The organism is Streptomyces paludis, assembly GCF_003344965.1.
In the GTDB taxonomy this organism is placed as follows: domain Bacteria; phylum Actinomycetota; class Actinomycetes; order Streptomycetales; family Streptomycetaceae; genus Streptomyces; species Streptomyces paludis.
The window spans coordinates 3,450,767-3,474,097 of record NZ_CP031194.1 but is presented as its reverse complement, the minus strand read 5'-3'; the positions used below and the strand labels follow the sequence as shown (position 1 = coordinate 3,474,097).

The following is a 23,331-nucleotide window of genomic DNA, read 5'->3' as shown; positions in this document are numbered from 1 at the left end:
AGCTGTGGTCTGCGACGGGCCGCGAGCCCGCGCCGATGGGCTCCCCCCTCGGACCACCTTGCGTGCGATCAGCCGATCCCGCATCCGCCGATCCCGCATCTGCCATCTGCCGATCCCGCATCCGGCGTCCCGTCAGCGCCCGCCGATGCCGCATCCGGCGGCGGCTCATCGGCGGCGGTTCACCGGAGCTGGGCGGGGGCCTCCGTGACGATCTTCTCGAAGACGGCCTGATCGGCGGCGAAGTCGGAGTCGGGGATCGGCCAGTGGATGACGATCTCCGTGATGCCGAGGTCCCTGTGCCGGCCGGCGAAGTCCACGAAGGCGCCGACCGATTCCAGCGGGCGGCCGCGGTCCGGGGTGAAGCCGGTGAGCAGGATCCTGTCGAGTTCCGCGATCTCCCGGCCGCTCTCCACGCACGCCTTGCCGAGCCGGTCGATCTGTCCCCGGATGGCCTCGGCCGACTGCTCGGGGGTGCCCTCCTCGAACAGCTTCGGGTCGCCGGTCGTCACCCACGCCTGGCCGTGGCGCGCGGCCAGCTTCAGCCCGCGCGGGCCGGTGGCGGCGACGGCGAAGGGCAGCCGGGGGCGCTGGACGCAGCCGGGCAGGTTGCGGGCCTCCTCGGCGGAGTAGTGGGTGCCGGTGCTGCTCACCGAGTCCTCGGTGAGCAGCCGGTCGAGGAGGGCGAGGAACTCACCGAACCGGTCCGCCCGCTCGCGCGGTGTCCACGCCTCCTGGCCGAGGGCGGTGGCGTCGAAGCCGTTGCCGCCGGCGCCGATGCCCAGGGTGAACCGTCCGCCGGAGATGTCGTCCAGGGACATCAGCTCCTTGGCCAGCGGCACCGGGTGCCGGAAGTTGGGGGAGGTCACGAGGGTGCCCAGGCGGATGCGCTCCGTGGCGGTCGCGGCGGCGGTGAGGGTGGGCAGCGCGCCGAACCAGGGGCCGTCGCGGAAGGTGCGCCAGGAGAGGTGGTCGTAGGTGTACGCGGCGTGGAAACCCAGCTCCTCGGCACGTTGCCAGCGCTCACGGCCACCTTCGTGCCAGCGGTCGATGGGCAGGATCACGGTGCTCAGGCGCAGGGTCATGCCCACGAGCCTACGTGCGGCCCGAGCGGCGGCCGTACGGTACGTACCGCGCGCCCGTGCCGGCCCGTGCCGGCCCGTACCGGCCCGTACCGGCCCGGACTGTCGCGCCGGGGTCAGCCGCGGAAGCGGATGTACCGCGTGGGTACGGAGTCGGTGAGCCAGACGCCGTTCGCGCTGACCCGGAAGACCAGCCCGGCCCCGTGCATCGCCGCCGCGTCCACCGGAAGGACGACGGGCCGGCCGCGGCGGGCGCCGACGCGGGTGGCGGTCTCGCGGTCGGCGGAGAGATGGACGTGGTGGCGGCGCATGGGGCGGAGCCCCTCGGCGCGGATGGCGTCCAGGTTGCGGGCCACGGTCCCGTGGTAGAGGTACGCGGGCGGTGTCGCGAGGGGCAGGTCCAGATCCACCGCGACGGTATGGCCCTGGGCGGCGCGGATCCGGTCGCCGTCGATGGTGAAGCGCTGTTTGTCGTTGATGGTCACCACATGGTCGAGTTCGGCACGGGTCAGCCCGAAGCCGTGCGCGGCGGTGGCACGGAGGAGGGTGTCGATCGCCACCCAGCCATTCTCGTCGAGGGTGATGCCGAGACGTTCGGGCTGGTGGCGCAGATGCTTGGCGAGGTACTTCGATACCTTGACGGCCCGTCTTTCCTCTGGTTTTCCGGTCATTGGATCAGCGTGCCGGTCGGGTCTCCGGGCCGCTACTTCTTTTCGATCCCGTGCCGTTCCACATGTTTGATCCACAGCCAACTCGGTTTATCCACAGGCTGATTGCCGGATCTGTGGACAAGTGGGCTCCGTTTCAAGGCTTTTGGGTAATGTGTTCGCTCTGTCCGGTTGGTTGAGGCCCGGGCGGGGCTCGTCGGGGCGCCGTCGGGGTCGTGCTGACGGCCGACTCGGCGTACCCATCCCTTACGAGGCCCTTACGGGTCCCTACATCTGGAGGCTGACACGGATACAACCGCCTGGTCTGACGACCGGTGTGGGCCGCGCCACTACCTTCGAAACGTGACTGTGATCGCGACCGAAAGCCTGAGTATGCGGTTCCCCCGGGTAACCGCGCTTGACCGGCTCTCCTTGGACATCGGCCCCGGTGTGACCGGGCTGGTGGGCGCCAATGGGGCCGGCAAGTCCACCATGATCAAGATCCTGCTGGGTCTGACCCCCGCCACGGAAGGCCGGGCCGAGGTGCTCGGGCTCGACGTCGCCACCAGTGGCGCCGCCATCCGTGAGCGTGTCGGGTACATGCCCGAGCACGACTGTCTGCCGCCCGACGTCTCGGCCACCGAGTTCGTCGTACATATGGCGCGCATGTCCGGACTTCCCGCCACGGCCGCTCGCGAGCGGACCGCCGACACCCTGCGCCATGTCGGCCTGTACGAGGAGCGGTACCGCCCCATTGGCGGCTACTCGACAGGTATGAAGCAGCGCGTCAAGCTCGCGCAGGCGCTGGTCCACGACCCCCAGCTGGTGCTGCTGGACGAGCCGACCAACGGCCTCGACCCGGTCGGCCGCGACGAGATGCTCGGCCTCATCCGCCGGGTCCACACCGACTTCGGCATCTCCGTACTGGTCACCTCGCATCTGCTCGGCGAGCTGGAGCGCACCTGCGACCATGTCGTCGTCATCGACGGCGGGACACTGCTGCGCTCCAGCTCCACCAGCGACTTCACCCGTACGACCACCACCCTCGCCGTCGAGGTCACCGACACCGACGCGCACCCCGACGGTACGAAGGCGCTGCGCGAGGCCCTCACGGCGGCCGGGGTCACGCTCCAGGCGGGTACGGAGCAGGGACTGCCGGGCGCGGGCCACATCCTCCTGGTCGAGTCCAAGGGCGACGACACGCTCGACACCGTCCGCGACACCGTGGCCGGCCTGGGCCTCGGGCTCGTACGGATGGAGCAGCGCCGCCACCACATCGCGGAGGTCTTCCGCCCGAACCAGGCCGGGACCGCCGCTCCCACCACCACTTCCGAGCCGGCCGGTACCGCCGCGACGGACCACACACCGCAGCCGACGGGAGGCGCCCGCGATGAGCACTGAGATCCAGCCGGGCACGGAGACGACCAGGGGCACCGGCGTCGGCAGCGGCGCGGGTTCCACCCGTATCCACAACATCGGGTACCGCAACTACGAAGGAGCGCGCCTCGGCCGCGCCTACGCCCGCCGCTCCCTCTACTCGCAGTCCCTGCGCGGGTCGTACGGACTCGGCCGCTCCGCCAAGTCCAAGGTTCTTCCGATGATCCTCTTCGCGGTGATGTGCCTGCCCGCGGCGATCATCGTCGCGGTCGCCGTCTCGACCGACCTCAAGAGCCTGCCGCTCGACTACACGCGCTACGCGATCTTCACCCAGGCGGTCATCGGCCTCTATCTCGCCTCGCAGGCGCCCCAGTCCGTCTCCCGCGACCTGCGCTTCAGGACCGTCCCGCTCTACTTCTCGCGGCCGATCGAACGCGTCGACTATGTCCTCGCGAAATTCGGAGCGATGGCCTCCGCCCTCTTCGTACTCACCGGGGCGCCCCTCGTGATCCTCTACGTCGGCTCGCTGCTGGCCAAGATGGACTTCGTCGACCAGACCAAGGGATTCGGGCAGGGGCTGGTGTCCGTGGCGGTGCTCTCCCTGCTCTTCGGCGGGCTCGGCCTGGTGATGGCCGCGTTCACCCCGCGTCGCGGCTTCGGTGTCGCGGCCGTGATCGCCACGCTGACCATCTCGTACGGCGCGGTCTCCACCGTCCAGCTGATCGCCTATTCCTCGGGCGAGACCGGGGCCGTCAAGTGGCTCGGTCTCTTCTCCCCGATCACCCTGATCGACGGTCTCCAGAGTGCGTTCCTGGGCGCCGGATCGTCCTTCCCGGGCGAAGCCGGCCCCTCGGCCGCCGCGGGCGTCGTCTATCTGCTGGTCATTCTCGCGCTGATCGCCGGCTCGTACGCCGTTCTGATGCGCCGTTACCGGAAGGTCGGGCTGTGACCACCATCCATATCGATCACACCTCGCGCTGGTTCGGCAACGTGGTGGCCGTCAACGACGTCTCCATGGACGTGGGCCCGGGCGTCACCGGACTGCTCGGTCCGAACGGCGCGGGCAAGTCCACGCTGATCAACATGATGGCCGGATTCCTCGCACCCTCCACGGGCACCGTCGCCCTCGACGGAGAGCCGATCTGGCGGAACGAGTCCGTCTACCGGCAGATCGGCATCGTGCCGGAGCGGGAGTCGATGTACGACTTCCTCACCGGCCTCGAATTCGTCGTCGCCAATGCCGAACTCCACGGACTCGGCAAGAAGGCGGCGCGGGCGGCGCTCGCCACCGTCGAGATGGAGTACGCGCAGGACCGTCGGATCGCGACGTACAGCAAGGGCATGCGCCAGCGCGTGAAGATGGCCTCCGCGCTGGTCCACGAGCCGTCCGTACTGCTGCTGGACGAGCCGTTCAACGGTATGGACCCGCGGCAGCGCATGCAGCTGATGGAGCTGCTGCGGCGGATGGGCGACGAGGGCCGCACCGTGCTGTTCTCCTCGCACATCCTGGAGGAGGTCGAGCAGCTCGCCTCGCACATCGAGGTGATCGTGGCCGGCCGGCACGCCGCCTCGGGCGACTTCCGCAAGATCCGCCGCCTGATGACGGACCGGCCGCACCGCTATCTCGTACGGTCCAGCGACGACCGCGCGCTCGCCGCGGCACTGATCGCCGACCCGTCGACGGCCGGGATCGAGGTCGATCTGGTCGAGGGCGGGCTGCGGGTGCAGGCGATCGACTTCGGCCGGTTCACCGAGCTGCTGCCGCGCGTCGCCCGGGAGCACTCCATCCGGCTGCTCACCGTCTCGCCCTCCGACGAGTCCCTCGAATCGGTCTTCTCCTATCTCGTAGCGGCCTGAGCGGCCTGAAAGGAGCTGTGACGTCATGTACAACCCCACAGTCGCCCGGCTCACCCAGCGGGCCCTGCTCGGCAGGCGCCGGGCCGCCATTCTCTTCGTACTGCCCGCTCTGCTGATCCTGATCTCGGTGGCCGTCCGTGTCTTCGACGGCGTGGACGACCAGATCGCGTCCGATGTGCTGGGCGGCTTCGCACTGGCCACGATGGTGCCGCTGATTGGCGTGATCGCGGGCACGGGCGCGATCGGGCCCGAGATCGATGACGGCTCGATCGTCTATCTGCTCTCCAAGCCCCTGAAGCGGTCGTCGATCATCTTCACCAAGCTGATCGTGGCGATCGCCGTGACCATGGCGTTCTCCGCCGTCCCCACCTTTATCGCCGGGTGGATCCTCAACGGCAACGGCCAGCAGATCGCGATCGCCTACACGGTCGCGGCGCTCGTCGCCTCGATCGCGTACAGCGCGCTGTTCCTGCTGCTCGGTACGGTCAGCCGCCACGCGGTCGTCATCGGGCTGGTCTACGCCCTGGTCTGGGAGACGTTCTTCGGCAGCCTGGTGGAAGGCGCGCGGACGCTCAGCGTCCAGCAGTGGTCGCTGGCGCTCGCCAAGAAGATCGGCGGCGACGGCATCATCGCGTCGGACGTGACGCTGCCGCTCGCGGTGATCCTGCTGGTCGGGGTGACGGTGGCCGCGACGTGGTTCGCGGGGCAGAAGCTGCGGACGCTGAAGCTCGCGGGCGAGGAGTGAGCGAAGAATCGACCTCTACGTGGCAACCCCCGTCCGATGGGCGGGGGTTGCCACGTAACTGTACGGTTATCGGTTCGTTTGCCAGGGTGCGTGGAGGCAACTGGAGTCTGTTGCGTCGAGTGTTCGTGAATCTGGGGATTGCCGGTGCCGGATCGAGAGCCGCACCGGTCATTGAGTGAGTAGCCACCGTGAGCCGACCTCCACCCCTGAAGCCCGGGGAGAGGGCTGACTTCGTTGTTGGTTGGTTCGGCTTCACGGAAAGAGAAGGCATTCCCATGCCACCAGAAGGTGCTCTGCTCGAATCGCGCACGATGCGCGACAGCGTCATGGAGCGGGTCGAGACGCTCGACAAGATCAAGGCCCTGGCGATGCTCCCGGACGGCATCCATGTCCGTACGGAGGACGTGGCCCGGTACTTCGAAGTATCCACAGGCGTCATCAGGCAGTTGACAGCGCGGCATCGCGCGGAGCTGTGCGAGAACGGGATGCAGGTGCTGCGAGGCTCTGACCTGCGACGCTTTCATAGTGACATGTTGTCACTATGGAGCGAGGGCAGGGGTGAAAGTTATCCACAGGCCGCCACCCAGCTCACGCTCTACGGCCGCCGCGCCGTGCTCAACATCGCGATGCTCCTGCGCGACAGCGACATCGCGCGCCGTGTCCGTACGTACCTCCTCGATGCGGAGGAGGGCTGGCGCGAGGGGTACGCCTCGCTCGACCGGCGCGTGACGAAGATCGAGTCGTGCCTCGGCGGGGTCGGGCTCGCGCTCCAGGAGCTGGGGCCGGTGCTGAACCGGATGTCGCAGCGGCTCGACAGCCTGGACCGGCGGCTCGACGCCACCAACCAGGTGGTCGCGGCCCTCAGCAACCGGGTGTGCGAGATGTCCGTCCGGATCGACCAGGTGGACGCGAAGGTCGATGACCTCGCCCGCCAGGTGAGGGATCTGCGCCGCGGCCGTAAGCACCGCTGATCCGTCCCCGCGGCCCGCGGCCGTCCCTCCGGGGGCGTACGCGGGCCGTTGGCGGATATTCGGTGGCGCCTGGCCGTGGCCGCGGGCACAGTTGTGGTGTGCGGGGCACGCACCGCGCACACCACAGACCGGGAGCGGAACACGGCGATGACCGGCAGTCCGAGTCCGTCGAGTTCCCAGCAGGGCAGCACCGCGCGGGCACCGGAGTAGCCATCACCGCTCCGTGTGCCGCCGGCACGCTGCCCGGGGGTGGCCGCTTCGAGCGCGCATCCGCGCGGGCCACCCCTCCCGGACCCTCTCTCGGGGCCTGGGACATCCGCGGGCTTTTACCCGAGCAGCAGTTTCTCCAGCACCACGGCGATGCCGTCGTCCTCGTTCGACGCCGTGACCTCGTCCGCGACGGCCTTCAGCTCGTCGTGCGCGTTCGCCATGGCCACGCCGTAGCCGGCCCAGCCGAACATCGGGATGTCGTTCGGCATGTCACCAAACGCGATCGTGTCCGCCGCCTTGACGCCGAGGCGCCGTGCGGCCAGTGACAGACCGGTGGCCTTGCTCAGGCCCAGCGGGAGGATCTCCACCACGCCCGCGCCCGCCATCACCACGTCCACCAGCCCGCCGGCCGCGGCACGTGCCGCCAGGGCCAGCGCGTCGTCGTCCAGCTCCGGGTGCTGGATGTAGACCTTGTTCAGCGGCGCCGACCACAGCTCCGCCGGATCGGCCACCGTCACCGCCGGAAGCGCGCCGTCCAGCGTCCGGTAGCCGGGGCCGATCAGCACCTCGCCGTCGAGCCCGTCCCGGCTCACGGCCAGCGCCGGGGCGCCGATCTCCGCCTCGATCCGGGCGAGCGCCACCTTGGCGAGCTTCCGGTCGAGGGTCAGCGACGTCAGCAGCCGGTGCTCACCCGCGTGGTAGACCTGCGCGCCCTGGCCGCACACCGCCAGACCCTCGTACCCCAGGTCGTCCAGGATGTGCAGGGTCCAGGGCACGGCCCGCCCCGTGACGATGATGTGCGCGGCGCCCGCCGCGGTCACCGCCGCGAGGGCCTCGCGCGTACGGCCGGAGACCGTGTTGTCCTCGCGCAGCAGTGTGCCGTCGAGGTCCGTCGCGACGAGCTTGTACGGGAACGGCGCGGCGGGCACCGGCGCGGCGGCGAGCGATGCCGCGAGCGAGGTGGCCGCGCGCGGCGCGGCGGGGTCGGTGGTGCTCACTTGGCGACCGGCTCCAGCACCTCACGGCCGCCCAGATACGGACGGAGCACCTCGGGGACCCGTACCGAACCGTCCGGCAGCTGGTGGTTCTCCAGGATCGCCACGATTGTGCGCGGTACGGCGCAGAGCGTGCCGTTCAGCGTCGACAGCGGCTTGACCTGCTTGCCGTCCCGCATCCGGACCGAGAGCCGGCGGGCCTGGAAGCTGTCGCAGTTGGACGCCGAGGTCAGCTCGCGGTACTTGCCCTGCGTCGGGATCCACGCCTCGCAGTCGAACTTGCGCGAGGCGGACGCGCCCAGATCACCGGTGGCCACATCGATCACCTGGAAGGGCAGGCCGAGGGCGGTCAGCCACTGCTTCTCCCACTCCAGCAGCCGCTGGTGCTCGGCCTGGGCGTCCGCCGGGTCGACGTACGAGAACATCTCGACCTTGTCGAACTGGTGGACCCGGAAGATGCCGCGCGTGTCCTTGCCGTACGTACCGGCCTCGCGGCGGAAGCACGGCGAGAAGCCCGCGTACCGCAGGGGCAGCTTGTCGGCGTCGATGATCTCGTCCATGTGATACGCGGCGAGGGGCACCTCCGACGTACCGACCAGGTAGTAGTCGTCCTTCTCCAGGTGGTACACGTTCTCCGCGGCCTGGCCCAGGAAGCCCGTGCCCTCCATGGCGCGCGGGCGGACCAGCGCCGGGGTGAGCATCGGGATGAAGCCGGCCTCGGTGGACTGCGCGATCGCCGCGTTGACCAGAGCCAGCTCAAGGAGCGCGCCGACGCCCGTCAGATAGTAGAAACGCGAACCGGAGACCTTGGCGCCGCGCTCGACGTCGATGGCGCCCAGCGCCTCGCCCAGCTCCAGGTGGTCCTTGGGCTCGAAGCCCTCCGCCGCGAAGTCACGGATCGTGCCGTGCGTCTCCAGGACGACGAAGTCCTCCTCGCCGCCGACCGGGACGTCGGGGTGGACGACATTGCCGAGCTGGAGGAGCAGCTGCCTGGCCTCCTCGTCGGCCTCGTGCTGCTCGGCGTCGGCGGCCTTGACGTCGGCCTTCAGCTGCTCGGCCTGCTTGAGCAGCTCCGACCGCTCCTCGGCGCTCGCCTTGGGGATCAGCTTGCCGAGCGATTTCTGTTCCGAGCGCAGCGCGTCGAAGCGGACGCCGGACGACCTGCGCCGCTCGTCGGCGGAGAGCAGGGCGTCGACGAGCGCGACGTCCTCTCCACGGGCGCGCTGGGAGGCGCGAACACGGTCGGGGTCCTCACGGAGCAGGCGAAGGTCAATCACCCCACCAGGCTACCGGTGTGCACCGACACCACCCCACTCGATATCGGCAGGCGCGCCCCTTTGTCCTAATTGCGGCAATTGTGGAAGGTGGTGGGGAATCCTGGAAGGGGCGCCCGGAGTTTGCCCGCCGTTCGTCAATAAAGGGGGCGCAATTCCCTGGAATGAGGCAGTCCGTTGCCGCCGCCTTGACTCACGACCCTTGTGCGGGACGGGACTTGGGGCGGCCGGGCAGGGGCGTTGTCCACAGAGGGGGTGTGTCGGCAGAAGTTATCCACAGGCTGTGTGGAGGGTCTGTGGATCGCGCAATTGGCGTCCGTGAAGGCCGTGGAAGGGGTGCGGAATTCCCTTCTTAAACCCACTTAGCGCACTCATTCGGGTGGGAATTACTCGCTCTAACGAGTTGATCACTGGAATTGAGGTGACGCGGGCCGGTCTGGCGCCCTGTGGATGGAGGTGGGGCGACTGGGCCGATTTGTCGACTGTGTCGGCTACGGGTGTCGACTTGTCCCCAGGGTGAGCCGCTCGCCTGTGGATAACTTTGGCATACATCCACAGCCCTCCTGCCCGTGCCCGGCGCCAGCCCTCGCCAGGCGCGGTCTGCGCGCCGGGCGAGGCCCCGTGCAGCCTTAGACGCGGCCGTCCTGGATGCGCGCCAGCCAGTCCGCCGCCGAGATGAACTCCGCGTCCGACGTACCGGGGCGCAGCGCCGCCGTATCCGCCGGGGACACCCCCGCGCGCGGGTACGAACCGAGGAATCGCACCTTCGGGCAGATCCGCTTCAGCCCCATCAGCGCCTCGCCCACCCGCCGGTCCGTGATGTGCCCCTCGGCGTCCGCGGCGAAGCAGTAGTTGCCGATGCCCGCGCCGGTCGGCCGGGACTGGATCAGCATCAGGTTGACCCCGCGCACCGCGAACTCCTGGAGCAGTTCGAGCAGCGCGCCCGGGTGGTCGTCGCCCAGCCACACGACCACCGACGTCTTGTCCGCGCCGGTCGGCGCCGACGGGCGCGCGGGCCGGCCCACCAGAACGAACCGCGTCTCCGCGTTCTCCGCGTCATGGATCTCGCTGACCAGCGGCTTCAGCCCGTACCGCGCCGCCGCGAACTCCCCGGCGAAGGCGGCGTCGAAACGGCCTTCCTGCACCAGCCGCGCACCGTCCGCGTTCGACGCGGCCGACTCCCACAGCGCGTCCGGCAGATGGCCCCGCAGCCAGTTGCGCACCTGCGGCTGGGCCACCGGATGACCGGTCACGGTCTTGATGTCGGACAGCTCGGTCCCCGGCCGTACCAGCAGGGCGAAGGTGATCGGCAGCAGCACTTCGCGGTAGATCATCAGCTGCTCGCCGGAGGCGAGTTCGTCGAGGGTCGCGGTGACCCCGCCCTCCACCGAGTTCTCGATCGGGACGAACGCCGCGGCGGCCTGTCCGTTCCGTACGGCGTCGAGGGCCGCCGGGACGGACACCATGGGGACCAGTTCCCGCGTGGCCGCTTCCGGGAGCGTGCGGAGAGCGGCTTCGGTGAAGGTGCCCTCGGGGCCGAGATACGTATAGCGCATGGCCGACATACGGTCACCTTAATGGGCCGACCGGGGTCACCGTTCCCGCGCCGAGTCCCGCGCCGAGTCCCGCGCGAGGTCCTGCCCCCGGTGTCCGGAGCGGAGTGCCGCAGGTCCTGCCCCCGGAGTCCCGGAGTTCTGAATCCTGACCCGGGCCGTGGTCCCGGCTCAGGACTCCAGCAGGCGCTGGCCCACGTACTCCCCCTGCCGCGCGCCCCCCGGTACGGCGAACAGCCCGCTCGCCTCGTGGCGGATGAACGCCGACAGCGCGTCCCCGCGGTCGAGCTTGCGCTGTACGGGGACGAAGCCCTTGAGCGGATGGGCCTGCCAGCAGACGAAGAGCAGCCCCGCGTCCGGCGTGCCGTCGTCGCCGATGCCGTCGTGGAATGAGAAGGGGCGGCGCAGCATGGCGGCGCCGCCGTTCGACTCGGGCTTGGAGATCCGGGCGTGCGCGTTGGCCGGGATGACGAGGCTGCCGTCCCGGCCGAGCTTGTCGAGGTCCATCTCCGTGGTCTCCGTACCGCCGGTGAGCGGGGCGCCGTCGGCCTTGCGGCGGCCGATGACCTGCTCCTGACGGGCGACGGTGAGCTGTTCCCAGTCGTCGAGGAGCATACGGATCCGCCGTACGACCGCGTAGGAGCCGTCCGCCATCCACGCGGGCGTGCCGGCGGCGGGGGCCGAGGGGACGAAGATCCGGCGGTCGTAGTCGGGCTCCGAGGGTTTGGGGTTGCCCGTGCCGTCTATCTGTCCCATCAGATTGCGGCTGGTCATGGGTTGCGGGGTGGCGCCGGGCGAACGGTTGAAGCCGTTCATCTGCCAGCGCACCCGCGCCGCCGCGCCCGCGTCCTTCTGGAGCGTGCGCAGCGCGTGGAAGGCGACGAGCGCGTCGTCGGAGCCGATCTGGATCCAGAGGTCGCCGTCGCTGCGGCCGGCGTCGAGATGGTCGTTGGAGAAGGCGGGCAGCGGGTCCAGGGCCTCGGGGCGCTGCCCGGTCAGCTCCGTACGGTCGAAGAAGGTACGGCCGAAACCGAAGGTCACGGTGAGGGAGGACGGGCCGGCGTCCAGCGCGATGCCGGTGTCGTGGCCGCCGGCACCGCCGCCGTTCGTGGCCGGCTCGCCCGCCATCAGCGTCCGCGCCGACGCCGACCAGCGGCGCAGCAGCGCGGCGGCCTCCTTGCGGCCCGCGCCCGGGAGCAGGTCGAAGGCGATCAGATGGCCGCTGGCCTGCACGGGGGTGGTGATGCCGGGTTGGTGGACACCGTGGAACGGCAGATAGTCGGTGCCGATGGTGGTCAGCGCCGTCACCGGTTCGGGGCTCCCGGCCGCGTAACCGGTGGCCCCGCCGACGGCTCCGAGCGCCAGCCCGACGGCTCCGGCGGCGCCGGCGGTGCCGAGGAGCCGTCGGCGGGAGATGACGGGGGCGGGCGGCCGGTCGTCGTCGGACCGGCTCTCGGGCCGGCTCTCCGACCGGCTTTCGGACCTGTCGCCGGGCTTCGCGCCGGACTTGTCGTCGGACTTGTTGTCCCGGCTGTCATCGGGTCCGTCGTCGGCGTGCCGGTGTTCGTGGTTCTGTCGGGTGTCGCTCACGGTGGGTCAGCCGATCTTCACGTTCTTGTCGACGGTCGTCTGGTCGATGTCGGAGGTCCGGACGGTCACCCTGAGCTGCCAGTCGCCCGGCATGGGCAGCAGTACGGGGTCAGCGGTCCAGTGTCCGGCGGCGGAGCGTACGGGGGTGATCGGCAGGGGGCCGATCTTCTTGTCCACGAGGGTGAAGGCGATCTTGATCTCGGGGATGTCCAGCGGCTTTCCGCCGGGGCCGTCGATGTAGAGCTGCATGACGTTGGCGCCGGGGGAGGCCGGGTCGAGGGTGAGCCGGACGGTGCCCTTGCCCTTCGCGCCGCCGGTGTCGAAGGGCAGCGTGAGGCTGACGGGTTCCTTGGGACCGGGGGAGGCCGTGGACGCGCCGCCGGTACGGCTCGCCTCCAGCTCGGCGGTGCGGCCCGGTTCGGTGGAGGTCAGTACGGTCGTGATGGCGAGGAGGACGACGGCCACCCCGGCCTCCGCGAGCACGGAACGGCGCAGTCCGGTCCGCTCGGGATCGGAATCCCGGTTCCGCTTTTGGCGTGCTGTCGCCAATGCGGCTTCCTGGCGGGTGAGCTGGGTAAGCCTTTCACTGTCAGTTACGGAAGGCGTGGTCGAGGCGGCGGATCCGTCACCGTCTGTCGTCTCGTCTCCGCTCTTCGCTCCGTGTCCCTTCCCCGACTCCGACTCAGCTACCGACTCCGACTCAGCTCCCGACTCCGACTCAGCTACCGACTTCGACTCCGACTCCGACTCAGCTCCCGACTCCGACTTCGACCCAGATTCAGAACCCGACCACTCTCCGAGCCGACCGGTCCACCGCCGTGAGAACCAGGCGATGCCGACCATCACGGCGACCAGCCCGACCTTGACCAGAAGGAGCCGCCCGTATGACGTTCCCCCGAGCGCCGACCATGATCCGACCTGACGCCAGGACTGGTACAGCCCGGTCGCGGCGAGCACCACGACGCTGATGAAGGCGGTGCGGGAGAAGCGCCGTACGGCCGCGCTCTCTATGAAGGGTGCCCGGTAGAGAGCGACGAGCAGCGCGGTGAGCCCGCCGAGCCAGGTCGCCACGGCGAGCAGATGAAGCACGTCCACCGGCATGGCGAGTCCGGTCTGGATCCCCGTTGAGGCGTGTTCGGCCAGCGCCCAGGTGGCGGCGATCCCGGCGGCGACGACGGTGCCGCCCAGGGCGAGTCCGAAGGTGAGGTCGTTCTTCGCCGTGCCTTCCTCCTTCGCCGCGCTCTCCTCGCCGTCCGTGTCCTTCTCGCCGCCTGTGTTCCTCTCGCCGTCGGTACCGCTCTCGCCCGCGGTGTTCCTCTCGTCGTCCTCGCGCTTGGTGTACGCGCCGAAGAGGACGGCGATGAACAGCGCGGCGGCGCCGAGCAGCAGCAGCCGGGAGATGAGCGCCGCGCCGGTCTTGGTGGTGAGGACGTCCTGGAGCCCGCCCAGGTCGAAGGCATCGCCCAGTTCGCCGGAGCCGGTGTACGGGGTGCGCAGGAGCAGCATGGCGAGGGTGGCGGCGGTCAGCGTCAGCCAGCCCCCGACGATCAGCCGCTGCAACGGCCGTACGGAGGCGCCGCGCTGCCAGCAGCCGAGGATGAAGGCGACGCCGCCGACGAGCAGGATGAAGCCGGTGTACGAGACGTAGCGCGCGATGTCGTACAGGGTGCCGACCAGCCCGCCGCCCGCCTGTTGGGCGGGCAGGACGGCGACGGTCTTCGAGGGCGCCCCGATGGAGAAGGTGAAGGCCCCGGCGATGGGGTGGCTGTCGGCGGAGACGGCCCGCCAGGCGACGGTGTAGGTGCCGTCGGCGAGGCCGGTCTGGAGATCGACGCCGTAGCGGACGGTGCCGCCACCGCTCATGTCGCGGATCTTCGCGGTGTCGACCCGCTTGCTGTCCGGATCGAGGACGCGGATCGAGTCGTTGCCCAGCGAGACCTGTTCGGAGAAGGAGAGGGCGATGTCCTTGGGCGCGGTGGCGACCACCGCCCCGTCCTCGGGGGTGCTGCCGGTCAGCGCGGCGTGCGCCGACGCCGTGCCGGAGGACACGGTGAGGACGGTGCCGAGCAGCACGGCGGTGACGAGCAGCAGTCGCATCAGGGCGACGGCTCTGGTGGGGCCGGTAACTCCGAAGCGCGGGGCGGTGGCTGTCATGGTGTCCCTCAGTCCCTCGGTCAGCGGGTGGCCGGGTTGTAGTTGGTCTCCTTCACGGGAAGTTCGACCTTGATGGGGTCGGTCTTCTCGAAGTGCAGCTCGATGCCGACCTCTTGGCCCTGGGCCGGCCGCTCCTTGAGGTTCATGAACATGATGTGGCTGCCACCGCGTTCGAGATCCAGTTCCCCGCCGGCGGGGATGTCGAAGGACTTCACCTCCCGCATGGCCTGGTTCTCGGTGCGGTGGATGGTGACGCTGTCGGAGATGGTGCTGGTGATGGAGGTGAGTCGGTCGGCGGAGCGACCGCTGTTGGTGACGGTGAGGAAGCCGGCCGCCATGTCACTGACGGGCTTCGGCATATAGGCGCCGCTGACCTTCAGGCTGGGCGCGGCTCCGGAAGAGGAGGACACGGAGGAGGACGACGAGGAACAGCCGGTCACCACCAGGACCGCGGCCGCCGTGAGGCTGCCGCAGAGCCCCAGAGAGGAGCGGCGGGTCACGGGTTCTCCCCCTTGATGATCTTCGGCAGGTCCTTGGCGTAGTCGTCCGCGGTGGCGTCCTCGCCGTACAGGACATAGCCGGCGTCGGTCTTCGGGGAGAAGGCGATGACCTGGGTGCCGTGCATGGAGACGACGGTGCCGTTCTTCTCCTTCTTGGGCGCGTCGATCCCGATGCCGAGCTGGCGGGCGCCCGCCTGGATGGTGGGGAAGTCGCCGGTCAGGCCGATGAAGGATGGATCACCGGCGCTGGGCAGCCACTTGGCGAGTTCGGCGGAGGTGTCCCGTTCCGGGTCGGTGGTGACGAAGATGACCTGGAGCTTCTCGCGGTCGGCCGCGGACAGCGACTTCATGGCGATGGCGATGTTGCTCATCGTCAGCGGGCAGACGTCCGGGCAGTTGGTGTAGCCGAAGTAGATCAGGGTGGGCTTGCCCTCGGTGGCCTCGCGGAGGTCGTAGGACTTCCCCTTGGTGTCGGTGAGGACGAGGTTCGGCTTCTTGAAGGGCTGGTCGAGCACGGTCGCGGCCTGGGTCTTCGCAGAGGCCGAGATATCGGCGATCGGCTTGGAGGAGGCGTCGTCGCTGGAGCAGGCGGACAGGGTGAGTGCGGCTGCCACAGCGAGGGCGGCGGCGCTGGTCACGGTCTTCTTGCGCATGGGGATATGTCCTGGTGCTGGGGTTGTGTGGCGCGGCGCGCGGGCCGGGAGAGTTCCGGCCCGCGTGCCGCGGAGCACAGTGCGTGGTGCGTCGTGCGTGGTGTGGTGGCGCAGGGGTGCGTCAGGTCGTGGTGCGGCGCCGGCCGGCCAGGACTCCGAACGCGACCCCGGCCGCGCCGATGACAATGGCGATCACACTGAGCACACGGGCCGTGGTGTCGCTGTCGGAGGAGGACGAGGCGGCGGCCGTCGAGGCGGCGGTGTCGCTGTCGTCCGCCGCGTCGTCGTCGTGCGAGGCGGTCTCGGCGCTGGGCTTGTCGCTCGGGGCGCCGTGCCCGTCCCCGGTGGCCGCGCTGAGCTTCAGGACGGGCGCGGGGCTCTCGGGCTCATCGGCGCCTTCCTCGGTCTCGTCGATCCAGCGGACGACCTCCTTGTTGTCGTACGTCTGGAGGGTCTTGAACGTCAACTGGTCGGTGTCCTCGGGGAGCTGTCCGACCGAGAGGGGGAACTGCTGGAACTGGCCCGGTCCGATGCCCGGTCCGGTCTTGCCGCCGGTCGCGGTCCAGGTCACCTTGGTGACGGCCTCGGTGATCGTGTTGCCGTGCATCTCCAGCGGCTTGGCGAGCTTGTCCTTGGTGACCTTGACGTCCCAGCCCGGCACCGGCTGCGGCATGACGGACGCCAGCGGGTGGTCGGCGGGGAAGTTCACCTCGAGCTTGGTGGTGGAGGCGTTGTCCCGCTCGTTGGGAACCTTGAAGCTGATCGTGGCGTAACCGCCCTTGGCGGCCTCGCCCTGCGGCTGCACGCTGACATGCGCCGAGGCGGGGCCCGCCAGCAGCAGAAGCGCGGTCGCGGCGATCCCGCCGGCGACGGAGAGACGCGTGACGGTGACGCTTCTGGCCGAGAACGGCGAACGGGAGGAGCGGGACGCGGGGGAGTCGGAGGACGCGGGGGAGGCGAACGGCTTTGCGAACACGGAAACACTCCACGGTATGAGCGGAAAGCGGCGATCGGACAGGGCGCCGCGGCGCGCGGTCGCGCGACGGCACGGCGACAGCACCCCCGTCCGTACGGAGTCGTGGAGCGCGTCGCGTCAGGCTGCGAGAGCGAGTACGGCCGGCGGGCCGCGTCTGATCACCGAGTGCTGGAGTGTCTCCCCGCCGCCCACCGGGGGAGGCGGGTCGAAGCCGCGGGGGGCGTGCGGCTCCGGCGCGGTCGCGCCGGGCAGCCCCGCGAGCAGGGCGCGTACGAGCAGGAGCGCCGCGCGCAGGCCGCGCAGCGGCGCGTTCCCGGCCACATCGCTGATACCGCGCGCCGAGAGCCGGGTGAGCCGGAGCAGGGCGAGGTCGCCGTGCCGCAGCAGCCAGCCGGTCGCGAGGGCGGCCAGCAGATGCCCGAGAATCATGGGCAGCGAGGGCAGCAGCCCGTCCACGGTGCCCGCGGTGGCGGCCGTGCCGCCGGCGCCCGCACCCGTCGCGGCCATGTGCTGGTGGACGGCGCCGCCCGCCATCGTGCCGGCCGGGCTGAGCCCCGCGTTGGCGATGATCCGCTCCGCGTCGAGCGGGCTGATCGCATTCGGCCCCGCCCCGCAGACCAGCTTGGCCGCCATCCTGATCAGGACGTCGTTCGTGCCCGGCGGCACCGTGAGATGCCGCTGTCCCAGCCCGAAGAGGCTGTGCAGGATGAACTGCCCGCCCAGCAGGGCGATGACGACGGACGGGGTCGAGCGGGCGCGCCCGGCGAGCGGCGCGGCGACCGCGAACACGCCGAGGAAGCCGAGGAGCAGCGTCCACCACGGGACCGGCGCGCAGGCCGCCATCGCGTGTCCCGTCGCCGACAGCACGACACAGACCGCGGTGAACACCGCGGCCCTCAGCAGCCGTGGGGCGGCCGCGCAGACGCGCACGGGAATGGAGACGGGAATGGGCATGGCCGGGTCATCATCGCACTGCGGCCGTCGGCCCCGAGGGGCAGGTCCGGAAGGTCACGCTCTGTCCAGTACGGTGCGCACCGTACGGTGCGCCGTGCGAGGCCCGTTACGGAGTGTCCCGCGCGGGCGCACCGTTCTGTGCCGCCCTATACACCTCTGTGCGCCGCATGCGCGTCCGCCGGATGAGCGATATCACGTCAAGTAGGGGCTTACGGACCGAGCGTAGGGGCAATACGTAACGGTATGTCGAGCCGCAGCCAGGAGGCTGGAGCATGAGCATCTGGTGGTCTCTCCACTTGCGGCGCGAAGCCGCGAGCGTTCCGCTCGCCCGGCGCCTGCTGCTCGGCACGATGGAGACGGCCGGGGTCGATCCCGAGGTCTCCTTCGATCTGTCGGTCGCGCTCAGCGAGGCATGTGCGAACGCCGTCGAGCACGGCGGCGGTGGCGAGGGCCCCGGCGAGGCGCCCGGCGCGTACCGGGTGACGGCGTATCTGGACGGTGAGCTGTGCCGTATCGAGGTGGCCGATTCGGGCCCCGGCTTCCCGGCCCGGCGCATGGCGGGCCGAACGGCGCCCGTACCCGCGCCCGTACCGACGTCCGTTCCCGCGCCTGTGCCCGTACCCGCGCCCGCTGCCGTCTGTGTGCCGGTCCCTGCCGCGCCGGTCGTTGCCGCGCTCGCCGAGAGCGGGCGGGGGCTCGGGCTGATCGAGCAGCTCGCCGATCATGTCCACGTCCGTAACCGGCCGGGGAGCGGCGCGGTGGTCAGCTTCGACAAGATCCTCAAGTGGCGGGAGGGTGCTCCGTTGGTCGCGGTGTAGCGGGTGCGGCGGTCGACTTCCGGATCCGGAATCCCAGGAAGCCGCCCGCGGCGAGACCGACGAGCGCCACTCCCAGGGGCGCGCCGGTCCACGTGTCGACACCGGGCAGCCCGTACCAGGCCACGGCCAGCACCAGCAGAAGGCTGACCGCGACCCACACATAGATCCACGGGGCGATGTAGACGCTTCTGCGCGGTGACGCGGGAGGGTGGGTGAGCTGCGACGCGGGGCCCGTGACCGCCGCCTCCGGCCGCTTGTAGTACGCGAAGGGCCCCCACACACCGAAGAGTTCCCACCCCTCGGGCGCGAGCCGCTCCGTATGCTCCGCGCGCTGACGGTGGCTCACCGCCTCACGGCGGTAGCTCCAGCGCATCGGCCGGTCCCGGTCGCGGCGGCAGACGAAGCGGCCCAGCCGGTCGAGCCGCTGAGCCTCCCAGCCCTGGGCGCCGAAGTGCTCCAGCAGGCGCTGCTCCTTCAGGGCGTCGGCGGTCCACGTCCAGCTGTCCGCTCCGTCCCCGGGCCCGTCCTCGGTCCCCGTCGAGCCGGCGTCCGCCCGCTCGGTCAGCCGCGCCGCCAGCTCCTCGACGGGGCCGAACTCCACCTCGCCCGGGCTTCCGGCCTCCGCCGCGTACGCGCCCAGTTCCTGTACGAGCGCCTCGGCGCGCGCCCGCGGCATGCCCCGCTCCGTCAGCAGGGCGGACAGCGTCGTGAAGTACGTGGTCGTGTCGGTCATGCGTGGGCCTCCCCCTTGTCCAGCATCTCCGTGACGGTGCGGTGGAATCCGAGCCAGGCGTCGCCCTGCTCCGTGAGCGTTCGGCGGCCTTCCGCCGTCAACCCGTAGTAGCGCCGCCCCGGACCGCGTTCGGTGGCCCGGAACTCCGCCTCGACGAGGTCCGCCTCCTCCAGCCGGTTCAGTACGGGATAGAGCGTTCCGCCCTTGACGCGCCCGAGCCCCGCGTCGTCGAGGCGCTTGGCGATCTCGTAGCCGTAACTCTCGCCGTCGGTCAGGCACGAGAGCACCAGTAGATCGAGCACGCCCTTGAGCCAGCTGGCTCTTCTATCGACTGCCATACCTAGATGAGATCACATGCTAGATAGCTATGCCAACTAGGTGGGCATGCTGCTCCACCTGTTTTTCCCCTCGCCCCGGCCCCAGCCCCCGGCCCCAGCCCCTGGCCTCCGCCCCGGGGCTCAGGACCGTGTGAGCGTCCTGAGCCCCGAGGGAGCCGGCGGCCGGATCAGACCTGGCGCAGGCCGGCCATCCACGCCTCGACCTCGTCGGACCGGCGAGGCAGCCCCGCCGACAGGTTCCGGTTGCCGTCCTCCGTGACGAGGATGTCGTCCTCGATCCGGACGCCGATGCCCCGGTACTCCGCGGGTACGGTCAGATCATCGGCCTGGAAGTACAGCCCCGGCTCCACGGTGAGGCACATCCCGGGCGCCAGCGTGCCGTCCGCGTACGCCTCCCTGCGCGCCGCCGCGCAGTCGTGGACGTCCAGGCCGAGCATGTGGCCGGTGCCGTGCAGCGTCCAGCGGCGCTGGAGGCCCAGCTCAAGGACCTTCTCGACCGGGCCGTCCAGCAGCCCCCACTCGACGAGCTTCTCGGCGAGCACGCGCTGCGAGGCATCGTGGAAGTCGCGGTACTTCGCACCGGGCCGCACCGCCGCGATCCCGGCCTCCTGCGACTCGTACACCGCGTCGTAGATCTTCCGCTGGAGATCGCTGTAGCGGCCGTCGATGGGCAGTGTGCGCGTGACATCGGCGGTGTAGAGCGTGTGGGTCTCCACCCCGGCGTCGAGAAGCAGCAGGTCCCCGCGGCGCACGTCGCCGTCGTTGCGCACCCAGTGGAGCGTGGTGGCGTGCGGGCCGGCCGCGCAGATCGAGCCGTACCCGATGTCGTTGCCCTCGACACGGGCGCGCAGGAAGAAGGTCCCCTCGATGTAGCGCTCGCTGGTCGCCTCCGCCTTGTCGAGGATCCGTACGACGTCCTCGAAGCCCCGCACGGTCGAGTCGACGGCCTTCTGCAGCTCACCGATCTCGAACTCGTCCTTCACCGCGCGCGCCTCGGAGAGGTACACGCGCAGCTCCTCGTCCGTCTCGGCGGTGACCTTGTCGGCGAGCGCGGCCTCGATGCCGGCGTCATGGCCGCGTACGGCACGGACCCGGCCCGTGGCCTCCTTGAGGGCGGCGGGCAGCTCCCGTACGTCCTTGGCGGGGATCCCGAGCAGCTGCTCGGCCTCCGCGAGCGAGTGCCGGCGGCCGACCCACAGCTCGCCCTGGCCGTCGAGCCAGAACTCGCCGTTCTCCCGGTTGGAGCGCGGCAGCAGATAGATGGTCGCCTCGTGGCTGTCGTGGCCCTCCTGGTCCGGCCGCGGCTCCAGGACGAGGACGCCGTCCTGGGTCTGGTCGCCGGTGAGGTACGCGTACTCGGTGGCGGCGCGGAAGGCGTACTCGGTGTCGTTCGACCGCGTCTTGAGGTTGCCCGCGGGGATGACGAGGCGCTCGCGCGGGAAGCGCGCGGAGAGCGCGGCGCGGCGGGCGGCGGCGTACGGCGCCTGGGCGAGGGGCTCCAGACCGTGCAGCTCGGTGTCCGCCCAGCCGGACTTCATGTTCTCCGCGAGTTCGTCGGACACGCCCGGGTACAGACCGTTCTTCCTCGGCTTGATCGATTCCTCTTCTTCTTCGGTCTCTGGGGTCTCCGCGTCCTCAGCCACGTCTTCTTCTCCTTCATACGACGTCTACGGCACTGGTCCAATTCCATCGTATGTGTGAGGGGAAGGGGGTTTCGGGGGGAAGCTCGCAAGAGCGGCGCCGATCAGTCGAACCGCACGGCGAGCAGCACGAAGTCGTCGGATTCACCGATGTCGGCACGGGTGTCAGCGAGGATGTCAGTGCCGGTGTCAGCGTCATTGCCGGCGTGGGTGTCGGCGCGAGTGCCGGTGCCGGTGCGGATGCCGGTGCGGGTGTCAGCGGTGTCGTACGGGCGCGGGCCGGCGGAGTCCTCCGGCAGGAGCGTGCGCAGTACGTGGTCGGCGACCGCCCCGGGATCCGCCAGCGCCGCCGCGGGCACGCTCGCCGCCGCCGCGCGCAGCCGGGAGAAGGCGCGGTCCATGGCGTCGCCGGTGTGCCACAGCAGCCCCTCCGTGTAGAGCAGCAGCGTCTCGCCGGGCGCGGGCGTCAGCACCACGCTCGGCGCCTCCCAGCAGGTGAGCATCCCGAGGGGCGCGGACAGGGACGTCTCGACGAACTCGGCGCGCCGCTCCCCGATGATCAGCGGCGGCGCGTGGCCGGCCCCGGCCAGCACGATCCGGCGCCGGTCGGGTTCCGCGTACGCGAAGAGCGCGGTGGCGGTACGGGCCGGTTCGGTCAGCCGCAGGAGCAGCTCCAGATCGGAGAGTACGGCGACGGGGTCCTCGCCCTCCATCACGGCGTACGCCCGCAGACAGGCGCGCAGCCGCCCCGACGCGGCGACCGCGCCGGGCCCGGAGCCGCCGACCGAGCCGACGGCGAGGCTGAGGGCGCCCTCGGGGAGCGGGAGCGCGTCGTACCAGACGCCGCCGGTCGCTCCCGCGCCGTCGGACGGCCCGCCGGACGCGCGCGGTGTGCCCGCGCGGCGGCGTCCGGCGAGCTGGACGCCCGGCATCCGGGGCAGCCGGCTGGGCAGCAGCTCCTCGGTGAGGGCGGCGGTCCGTGCCCGGCAGCGCTCCAGCTCCAGCAGCCGGGCCAGATGCTCGCCGGCGAACCGGGTGTAGAGGGCGAGGAGGTGGCGCTGTCTCGCCATCGGCTCGGTGGGCTCGTCGTACAACCAGACCGCCGTGCCGAGCTGTTCGGTCGGCACGAGGCCCTCGGCGTCGGGGGCCTCGCTGGTGCTGGCGCCCGTACCGGTGCCGGCGTCTGTCGTGGTCGTGGTCGAGGCCGGCGCCGCGGAGTGCGTACCGGCCAGGGGTACGGCGTAACTGGCGCCGTACCCGAGCCGGACCGCGACCTCGCGCTCGCGCGGGTCCAGCTCCGCGTCCGCGAGCAGATCGGGGACGCACACGGGCTCGGTGAGGTCCCGGCCGTACGAGGTGGCGTGCCGCGGAATGGTCTCCAGATGGCCGAGATCGGCGTGCGAGAGCCCGAGGCCGCGTGTGCTGACCGGTCCGAGACCGTCGGCCGGTTCGAGCACCGCCAGCCCCCGGCGGGCCCCGATCAGGGCGGCGCCGGCGCGGAGCAGTTCCTGGAGTGCGCGGTCCACGGAGCGGGTCCCGGCGAGACGCTCGGTGAGTTCGCGGAGGGTGGTGAGATCGGAGATCTGGTCCGAGAACCGGTCCGGCACCCCGTCCGGCGACCGATCCGGGACCTGATCCGCGAGCTGACCGGTGGCGGCGGCCGGCCGGACGGTGGCCGCCGACTGCTCGGACGGCGGGACAGTGTGGGCCGGAGCGGGTGGAACTGGATTGATTCCAGCCACTTTCGGCGGGTGCCGGGCGCTCATGGCAACCGGCTGTTCGACTGGTGTGTTTCGCTCAATAGCATGGCGAACCCCCATGTCATTCTGCGCGATCGGCAACGCATCCACATGTACACGCACACCGGATGTGATGTCCAGCATTGTCCCGGTGGATCAGCGGGATCACGGGCGGCGGGCGCGGAGATCCATGGATTCCTCAGTTTGGCCGGAAAATGACCTGCTGTCCCAGGTTTTGCGATCGACTGAGGGTGTTGGACAGGGGGATCCTCCGGGACCGGTGTCCCATGCGGTCCGGGTGGAGCGTCATTCCGAACGTGATGGGTACGTAAACGGTGACGGACAGGGGCAGTTGCGACCGCCCCGGAACCTGGCGGCGGGACCGGGCGTCTTAACCGCCGTAGGTCGCGCCCCATCCCCCGGAGTGGCGGGAAAAGTACAGCGGGACAGTAGCGGGACAGCAGCAGGTCAGTAAGCGCCATGCGCACGCCACCCCTCGCCACTCGTCGGATGAAGACAGTCCGTGAG

Annotated in this window: 21 protein-coding genes; 6 read left to right on the top strand and 15 right to left on the bottom strand. The window is 70.5% G+C overall.

All coding sequences use genetic code 11. The features are described from left to right. Nucleotides 1-179 precede the first annotated feature (179 nt). Complete coding sequence (locus DVK44_RS15255; protein ID WP_114660170.1) at nucleotides 180-1,082, bottom strand: LLM class flavin-dependent oxidoreductase; 903 nt, start codon at nucleotides 1,080-1,082, stop codon at nucleotides 180-182. A 113-nt stretch (nucleotides 1,083-1,195) separates the two neighbouring features. Further along, nucleotides 1,196-1,750, bottom strand: a complete 555-nt coding sequence (locus DVK44_RS15250) for an RNA 2'-phosphotransferase (RefSeq protein ID WP_114660169.1) — start codon at nucleotides 1,748-1,750, stop codon at nucleotides 1,196-1,198. Between the two features lie 369 nt (nucleotides 1,751-2,119). Between DVK44_RS15250 and DVK44_RS15245 the strand changes: the two genes are divergently transcribed. The 5 genes from DVK44_RS15245 to DVK44_RS15225 all read left to right on the top strand — a co-directional run bounded on the left by DVK44_RS15245 (nucleotide 2,120) and on the right by DVK44_RS15225 (nucleotide 6,676). Continuing rightward, nucleotides 2,120-3,127 (top strand): ABC transporter ATP-binding protein, encoded by a 1,008-nt coding sequence (locus DVK44_RS15245; protein WP_114660168.1) that lies wholly within the window; start codon nucleotides 2,120-2,122, stop codon nucleotides 3,125-3,127. Continuing rightward, nucleotides 3,117-4,052: an ABC transporter permease gene (locus DVK44_RS15240; RefSeq protein ID WP_228447160.1), complete on the top strand. Its 936-nt coding sequence runs from the start codon at nucleotides 3,117-3,119 to the stop codon at nucleotides 4,050-4,052. The genes DVK44_RS15245 and DVK44_RS15240 overlap by 11 nt, the downstream gene beginning before the upstream one ends. Beyond that, complete coding sequence (locus tag DVK44_RS15235) at nucleotides 4,049-4,960, top strand: ABC transporter ATP-binding protein (RefSeq protein ID WP_114660167.1); 912 nt, start codon at nucleotides 4,049-4,051, stop codon at nucleotides 4,958-4,960. The genes DVK44_RS15240 and DVK44_RS15235 overlap by 4 nt, the downstream gene beginning before the upstream one ends. A gap of 25 nt (nucleotides 4,961-4,985) precedes the next feature. Further along, nucleotides 4,986-5,705, top strand: a complete 720-nt coding sequence (locus DVK44_RS15230) for an ABC transporter permease (protein ID WP_114660166.1) — start codon at nucleotides 4,986-4,988, stop codon at nucleotides 5,703-5,705. Nucleotides 5,706-5,980: 275 nt separating this feature from the next. Then, nucleotides 5,981-6,676: a hypothetical protein gene (locus DVK44_RS15225; protein ID WP_114660165.1), complete on the top strand. Its 696-nt coding sequence runs from the start codon at nucleotides 5,981-5,983 to the stop codon at nucleotides 6,674-6,676. A gap of 326 nt (nucleotides 6,677-7,002) precedes the next feature. Here the strand turns inward: DVK44_RS15225 and DVK44_RS15220 are convergent, their stop codons facing one another. From DVK44_RS15220 to DVK44_RS15180, 9 genes are all read right to left on the bottom strand, one after another. Beyond that, entirely contained in the window at nucleotides 7,003-7,815 is an 813-nt protein-coding gene (locus tag DVK44_RS15220; protein WP_114665149.1) for an HAD family hydrolase, read from the bottom strand. A gap of 65 nt (nucleotides 7,816-7,880) precedes the next feature. Beyond that, on the bottom strand, nucleotides 7,881-9,158 hold the full coding sequence (gene serS / locus DVK44_RS15215) for a serine--tRNA ligase (RefSeq protein WP_114660164.1): 1,278 nt from the start codon (nucleotides 9,156-9,158) through the stop codon (nucleotides 7,881-7,883). 626 nt (nucleotides 9,159-9,784) lie between these two features. Beyond that, entirely contained in the window at nucleotides 9,785-10,720 is a 936-nt protein-coding gene (gene pheA / locus DVK44_RS15210; RefSeq protein ID WP_114660163.1) for a prephenate dehydratase, read from the bottom strand. Between the two features lie 159 nt (nucleotides 10,721-10,879). Beyond that, nucleotides 10,880-12,124 carry an iron uptake transporter deferrochelatase/peroxidase subunit gene (gene efeB, locus DVK44_RS15205; protein ID WP_114665148.1) on the bottom strand — a complete coding sequence of 415 codons (1,245 nt, stop codon included), beginning with the start codon at nucleotides 12,122-12,124 and terminating at the stop codon, nucleotides 10,880-10,882. 180 nt (nucleotides 12,125-12,304) lie between these two features. Further along, entirely contained in the window at nucleotides 12,305-14,452 is a 2,148-nt protein-coding gene (locus DVK44_RS15200; RefSeq protein ID WP_114660162.1) for a copper resistance CopC/CopD family protein, read from the bottom strand. 20 nt (nucleotides 14,453-14,472) lie between these two features. Continuing rightward, nucleotides 14,473-14,952 (bottom strand): copper chaperone PCu(A)C, encoded by a 480-nt coding sequence (locus DVK44_RS15195; RefSeq protein ID WP_408055320.1) that lies wholly within the window; start codon nucleotides 14,950-14,952, stop codon nucleotides 14,473-14,475. Further along, nucleotides 14,949-15,605 (bottom strand): SCO family protein, encoded by a 657-nt coding sequence (locus DVK44_RS15190; protein ID WP_114660161.1) that lies wholly within the window; start codon nucleotides 15,603-15,605, stop codon nucleotides 14,949-14,951. The genes DVK44_RS15195 and DVK44_RS15190 overlap by 4 nt, the downstream gene beginning before the upstream one ends. 121 nt (nucleotides 15,606-15,726) lie before the next feature. Next, nucleotides 15,727-16,464 carry a YcnI family copper-binding membrane protein gene (locus tag DVK44_RS15185; RefSeq protein WP_228447622.1) on the bottom strand — a complete coding sequence of 246 codons (738 nt, stop codon included), beginning with the start codon at nucleotides 16,462-16,464 and terminating at the stop codon, nucleotides 15,727-15,729. Nucleotides 16,465-16,698: 234 nt separating this feature from the next. Continuing rightward, complete coding sequence (locus DVK44_RS15180) at nucleotides 16,699-17,535, bottom strand: hypothetical protein (protein ID WP_114660159.1); 837 nt, start codon at nucleotides 17,533-17,535, stop codon at nucleotides 16,699-16,701. A 272-nt stretch (nucleotides 17,536-17,807) separates the two neighbouring features. On the opposite strand from DVK44_RS15180, the gene DVK44_RS15175 reads away from it, so the two are divergent. Then, the gene (locus DVK44_RS15175) at nucleotides 17,808-18,353 is read left to right on the top strand and encodes an ATP-binding protein (RefSeq protein WP_114660158.1); all 546 of its coding nucleotides are present in this window, start codon (nucleotides 17,808-17,810) and stop codon (nucleotides 18,351-18,353) included. On the opposite strand, the gene DVK44_RS15170 is transcribed toward DVK44_RS15175, so the two are convergent. The 4 genes from DVK44_RS15170 to DVK44_RS15150 all read right to left on the bottom strand — a co-directional run bounded on the left by DVK44_RS15170 (nucleotide 18,316) and on the right by DVK44_RS15150 (nucleotide 22,947). After that, the gene (locus tag DVK44_RS15170; protein ID WP_228447159.1) at nucleotides 18,316-19,086 is read right to left on the bottom strand and encodes a Bax inhibitor 1 family protein; all 771 of its coding nucleotides are present in this window, start codon (nucleotides 19,084-19,086) and stop codon (nucleotides 18,316-18,318) included. The two genes, DVK44_RS15175 and DVK44_RS15170, sit on opposite strands and share 38 nt — an antisense overlap. Continuing rightward, on the bottom strand, nucleotides 19,083-19,424 hold the full coding sequence (locus tag DVK44_RS15165) for a PadR family transcriptional regulator (protein WP_114660157.1): 342 nt from the start codon (nucleotides 19,422-19,424) through the stop codon (nucleotides 19,083-19,085). The genes DVK44_RS15170 and DVK44_RS15165 overlap by 4 nt, the downstream gene beginning before the upstream one ends. Nucleotides 19,425-19,591: 167 nt before the next feature. Then, entirely contained in the window at nucleotides 19,592-21,067 is a 1,476-nt protein-coding gene (locus DVK44_RS15160; protein ID WP_114660156.1) for an aminopeptidase P family protein, read from the bottom strand. A gap of 101 nt (nucleotides 21,068-21,168) precedes the next feature. Further along, nucleotides 21,169-22,947, bottom strand: coding sequence for a PP2C family protein-serine/threonine phosphatase (locus DVK44_RS15150; protein ID WP_181957463.1), 1,779 nt, complete (start codon nucleotides 22,945-22,947; stop codon nucleotides 21,169-21,171). Nucleotides 22,948-23,331: the final 384 nt, after the last annotated feature.

Excerpts from the sequence above, each read along its gene's own strand:
- DVK44_RS15255 (WP_114660170.1), bottom strand. The coding sequence starts at position 1,082 with ATGACCCTGCGCCTGAGCACCGTGATCCTGCCCATCGACCGCTGGCAC.
- DVK44_RS15250 (WP_114660169.1), bottom strand. The coding sequence starts at position 1,750 with ATGACCGGAAAACCAGAGGAAAGACGGGCCGTCAAGGTATCGAAGTAC.
- DVK44_RS15245 (WP_114660168.1), top strand. The coding sequence starts at position 2,120 with ATGCGGTTCCCCCGGGTAACCGCGCTTGACCGGCTCTCCTTGGACATC.
- DVK44_RS15240 (WP_228447160.1), top strand. The coding sequence starts at position 3,117 with ATGAGCACTGAGATCCAGCCGGGCACGGAGACGACCAGGGGCACCGGC.
- DVK44_RS15230 (WP_114660166.1), top strand. The coding sequence starts at position 4,986 with ATGTACAACCCCACAGTCGCCCGGCTCACCCAGCGGGCCCTGCTCGGC.
- DVK44_RS15225 (WP_114660165.1), top strand. The coding sequence starts at position 5,981 with ATGCCACCAGAAGGTGCTCTGCTCGAATCGCGCACGATGCGCGACAGC.
- pheA (WP_114660163.1), bottom strand. The coding sequence starts at position 10,720 with ATGTCGGCCATGCGCTATACGTATCTCGGCCCCGAGGGCACCTTCACC.
- DVK44_RS15200 (WP_114660162.1), bottom strand. The coding sequence starts at position 14,452 with ATGACAGCCACCGCCCCGCGCTTCGGAGTTACCGGCCCCACCAGAGCC.
- DVK44_RS15190 (WP_114660161.1), bottom strand. The coding sequence starts at position 15,605 with ATGCGCAAGAAGACCGTGACCAGCGCCGCCGCCCTCGCTGTGGCAGCC.
- DVK44_RS15180 (WP_114660159.1), bottom strand. The coding sequence starts at position 17,535 with ATGCCCATTCCCGTCTCCATTCCCGTGCGCGTCTGCGCGGCCGCCCCA.
- DVK44_RS15175 (WP_114660158.1), top strand. The coding sequence starts at position 17,808 with ATGAGCATCTGGTGGTCTCTCCACTTGCGGCGCGAAGCCGCGAGCGTT.
- DVK44_RS15170 (WP_228447159.1), bottom strand. The coding sequence starts at position 19,086 with ATGACCGACACGACCACGTACTTCACGACGCTGTCCGCCCTGCTGACG.
- DVK44_RS15165 (WP_114660157.1), bottom strand. The coding sequence starts at position 19,424 with ATGGCAGTCGATAGAAGAGCCAGCTGGCTCAAGGGCGTGCTCGATCTA.
- DVK44_RS15150 (WP_181957463.1), bottom strand. The coding sequence starts at position 22,947 with ATGCTGGACATCACATCCGGTGTGCGTGTACATGTGGATGCGTTGCCG.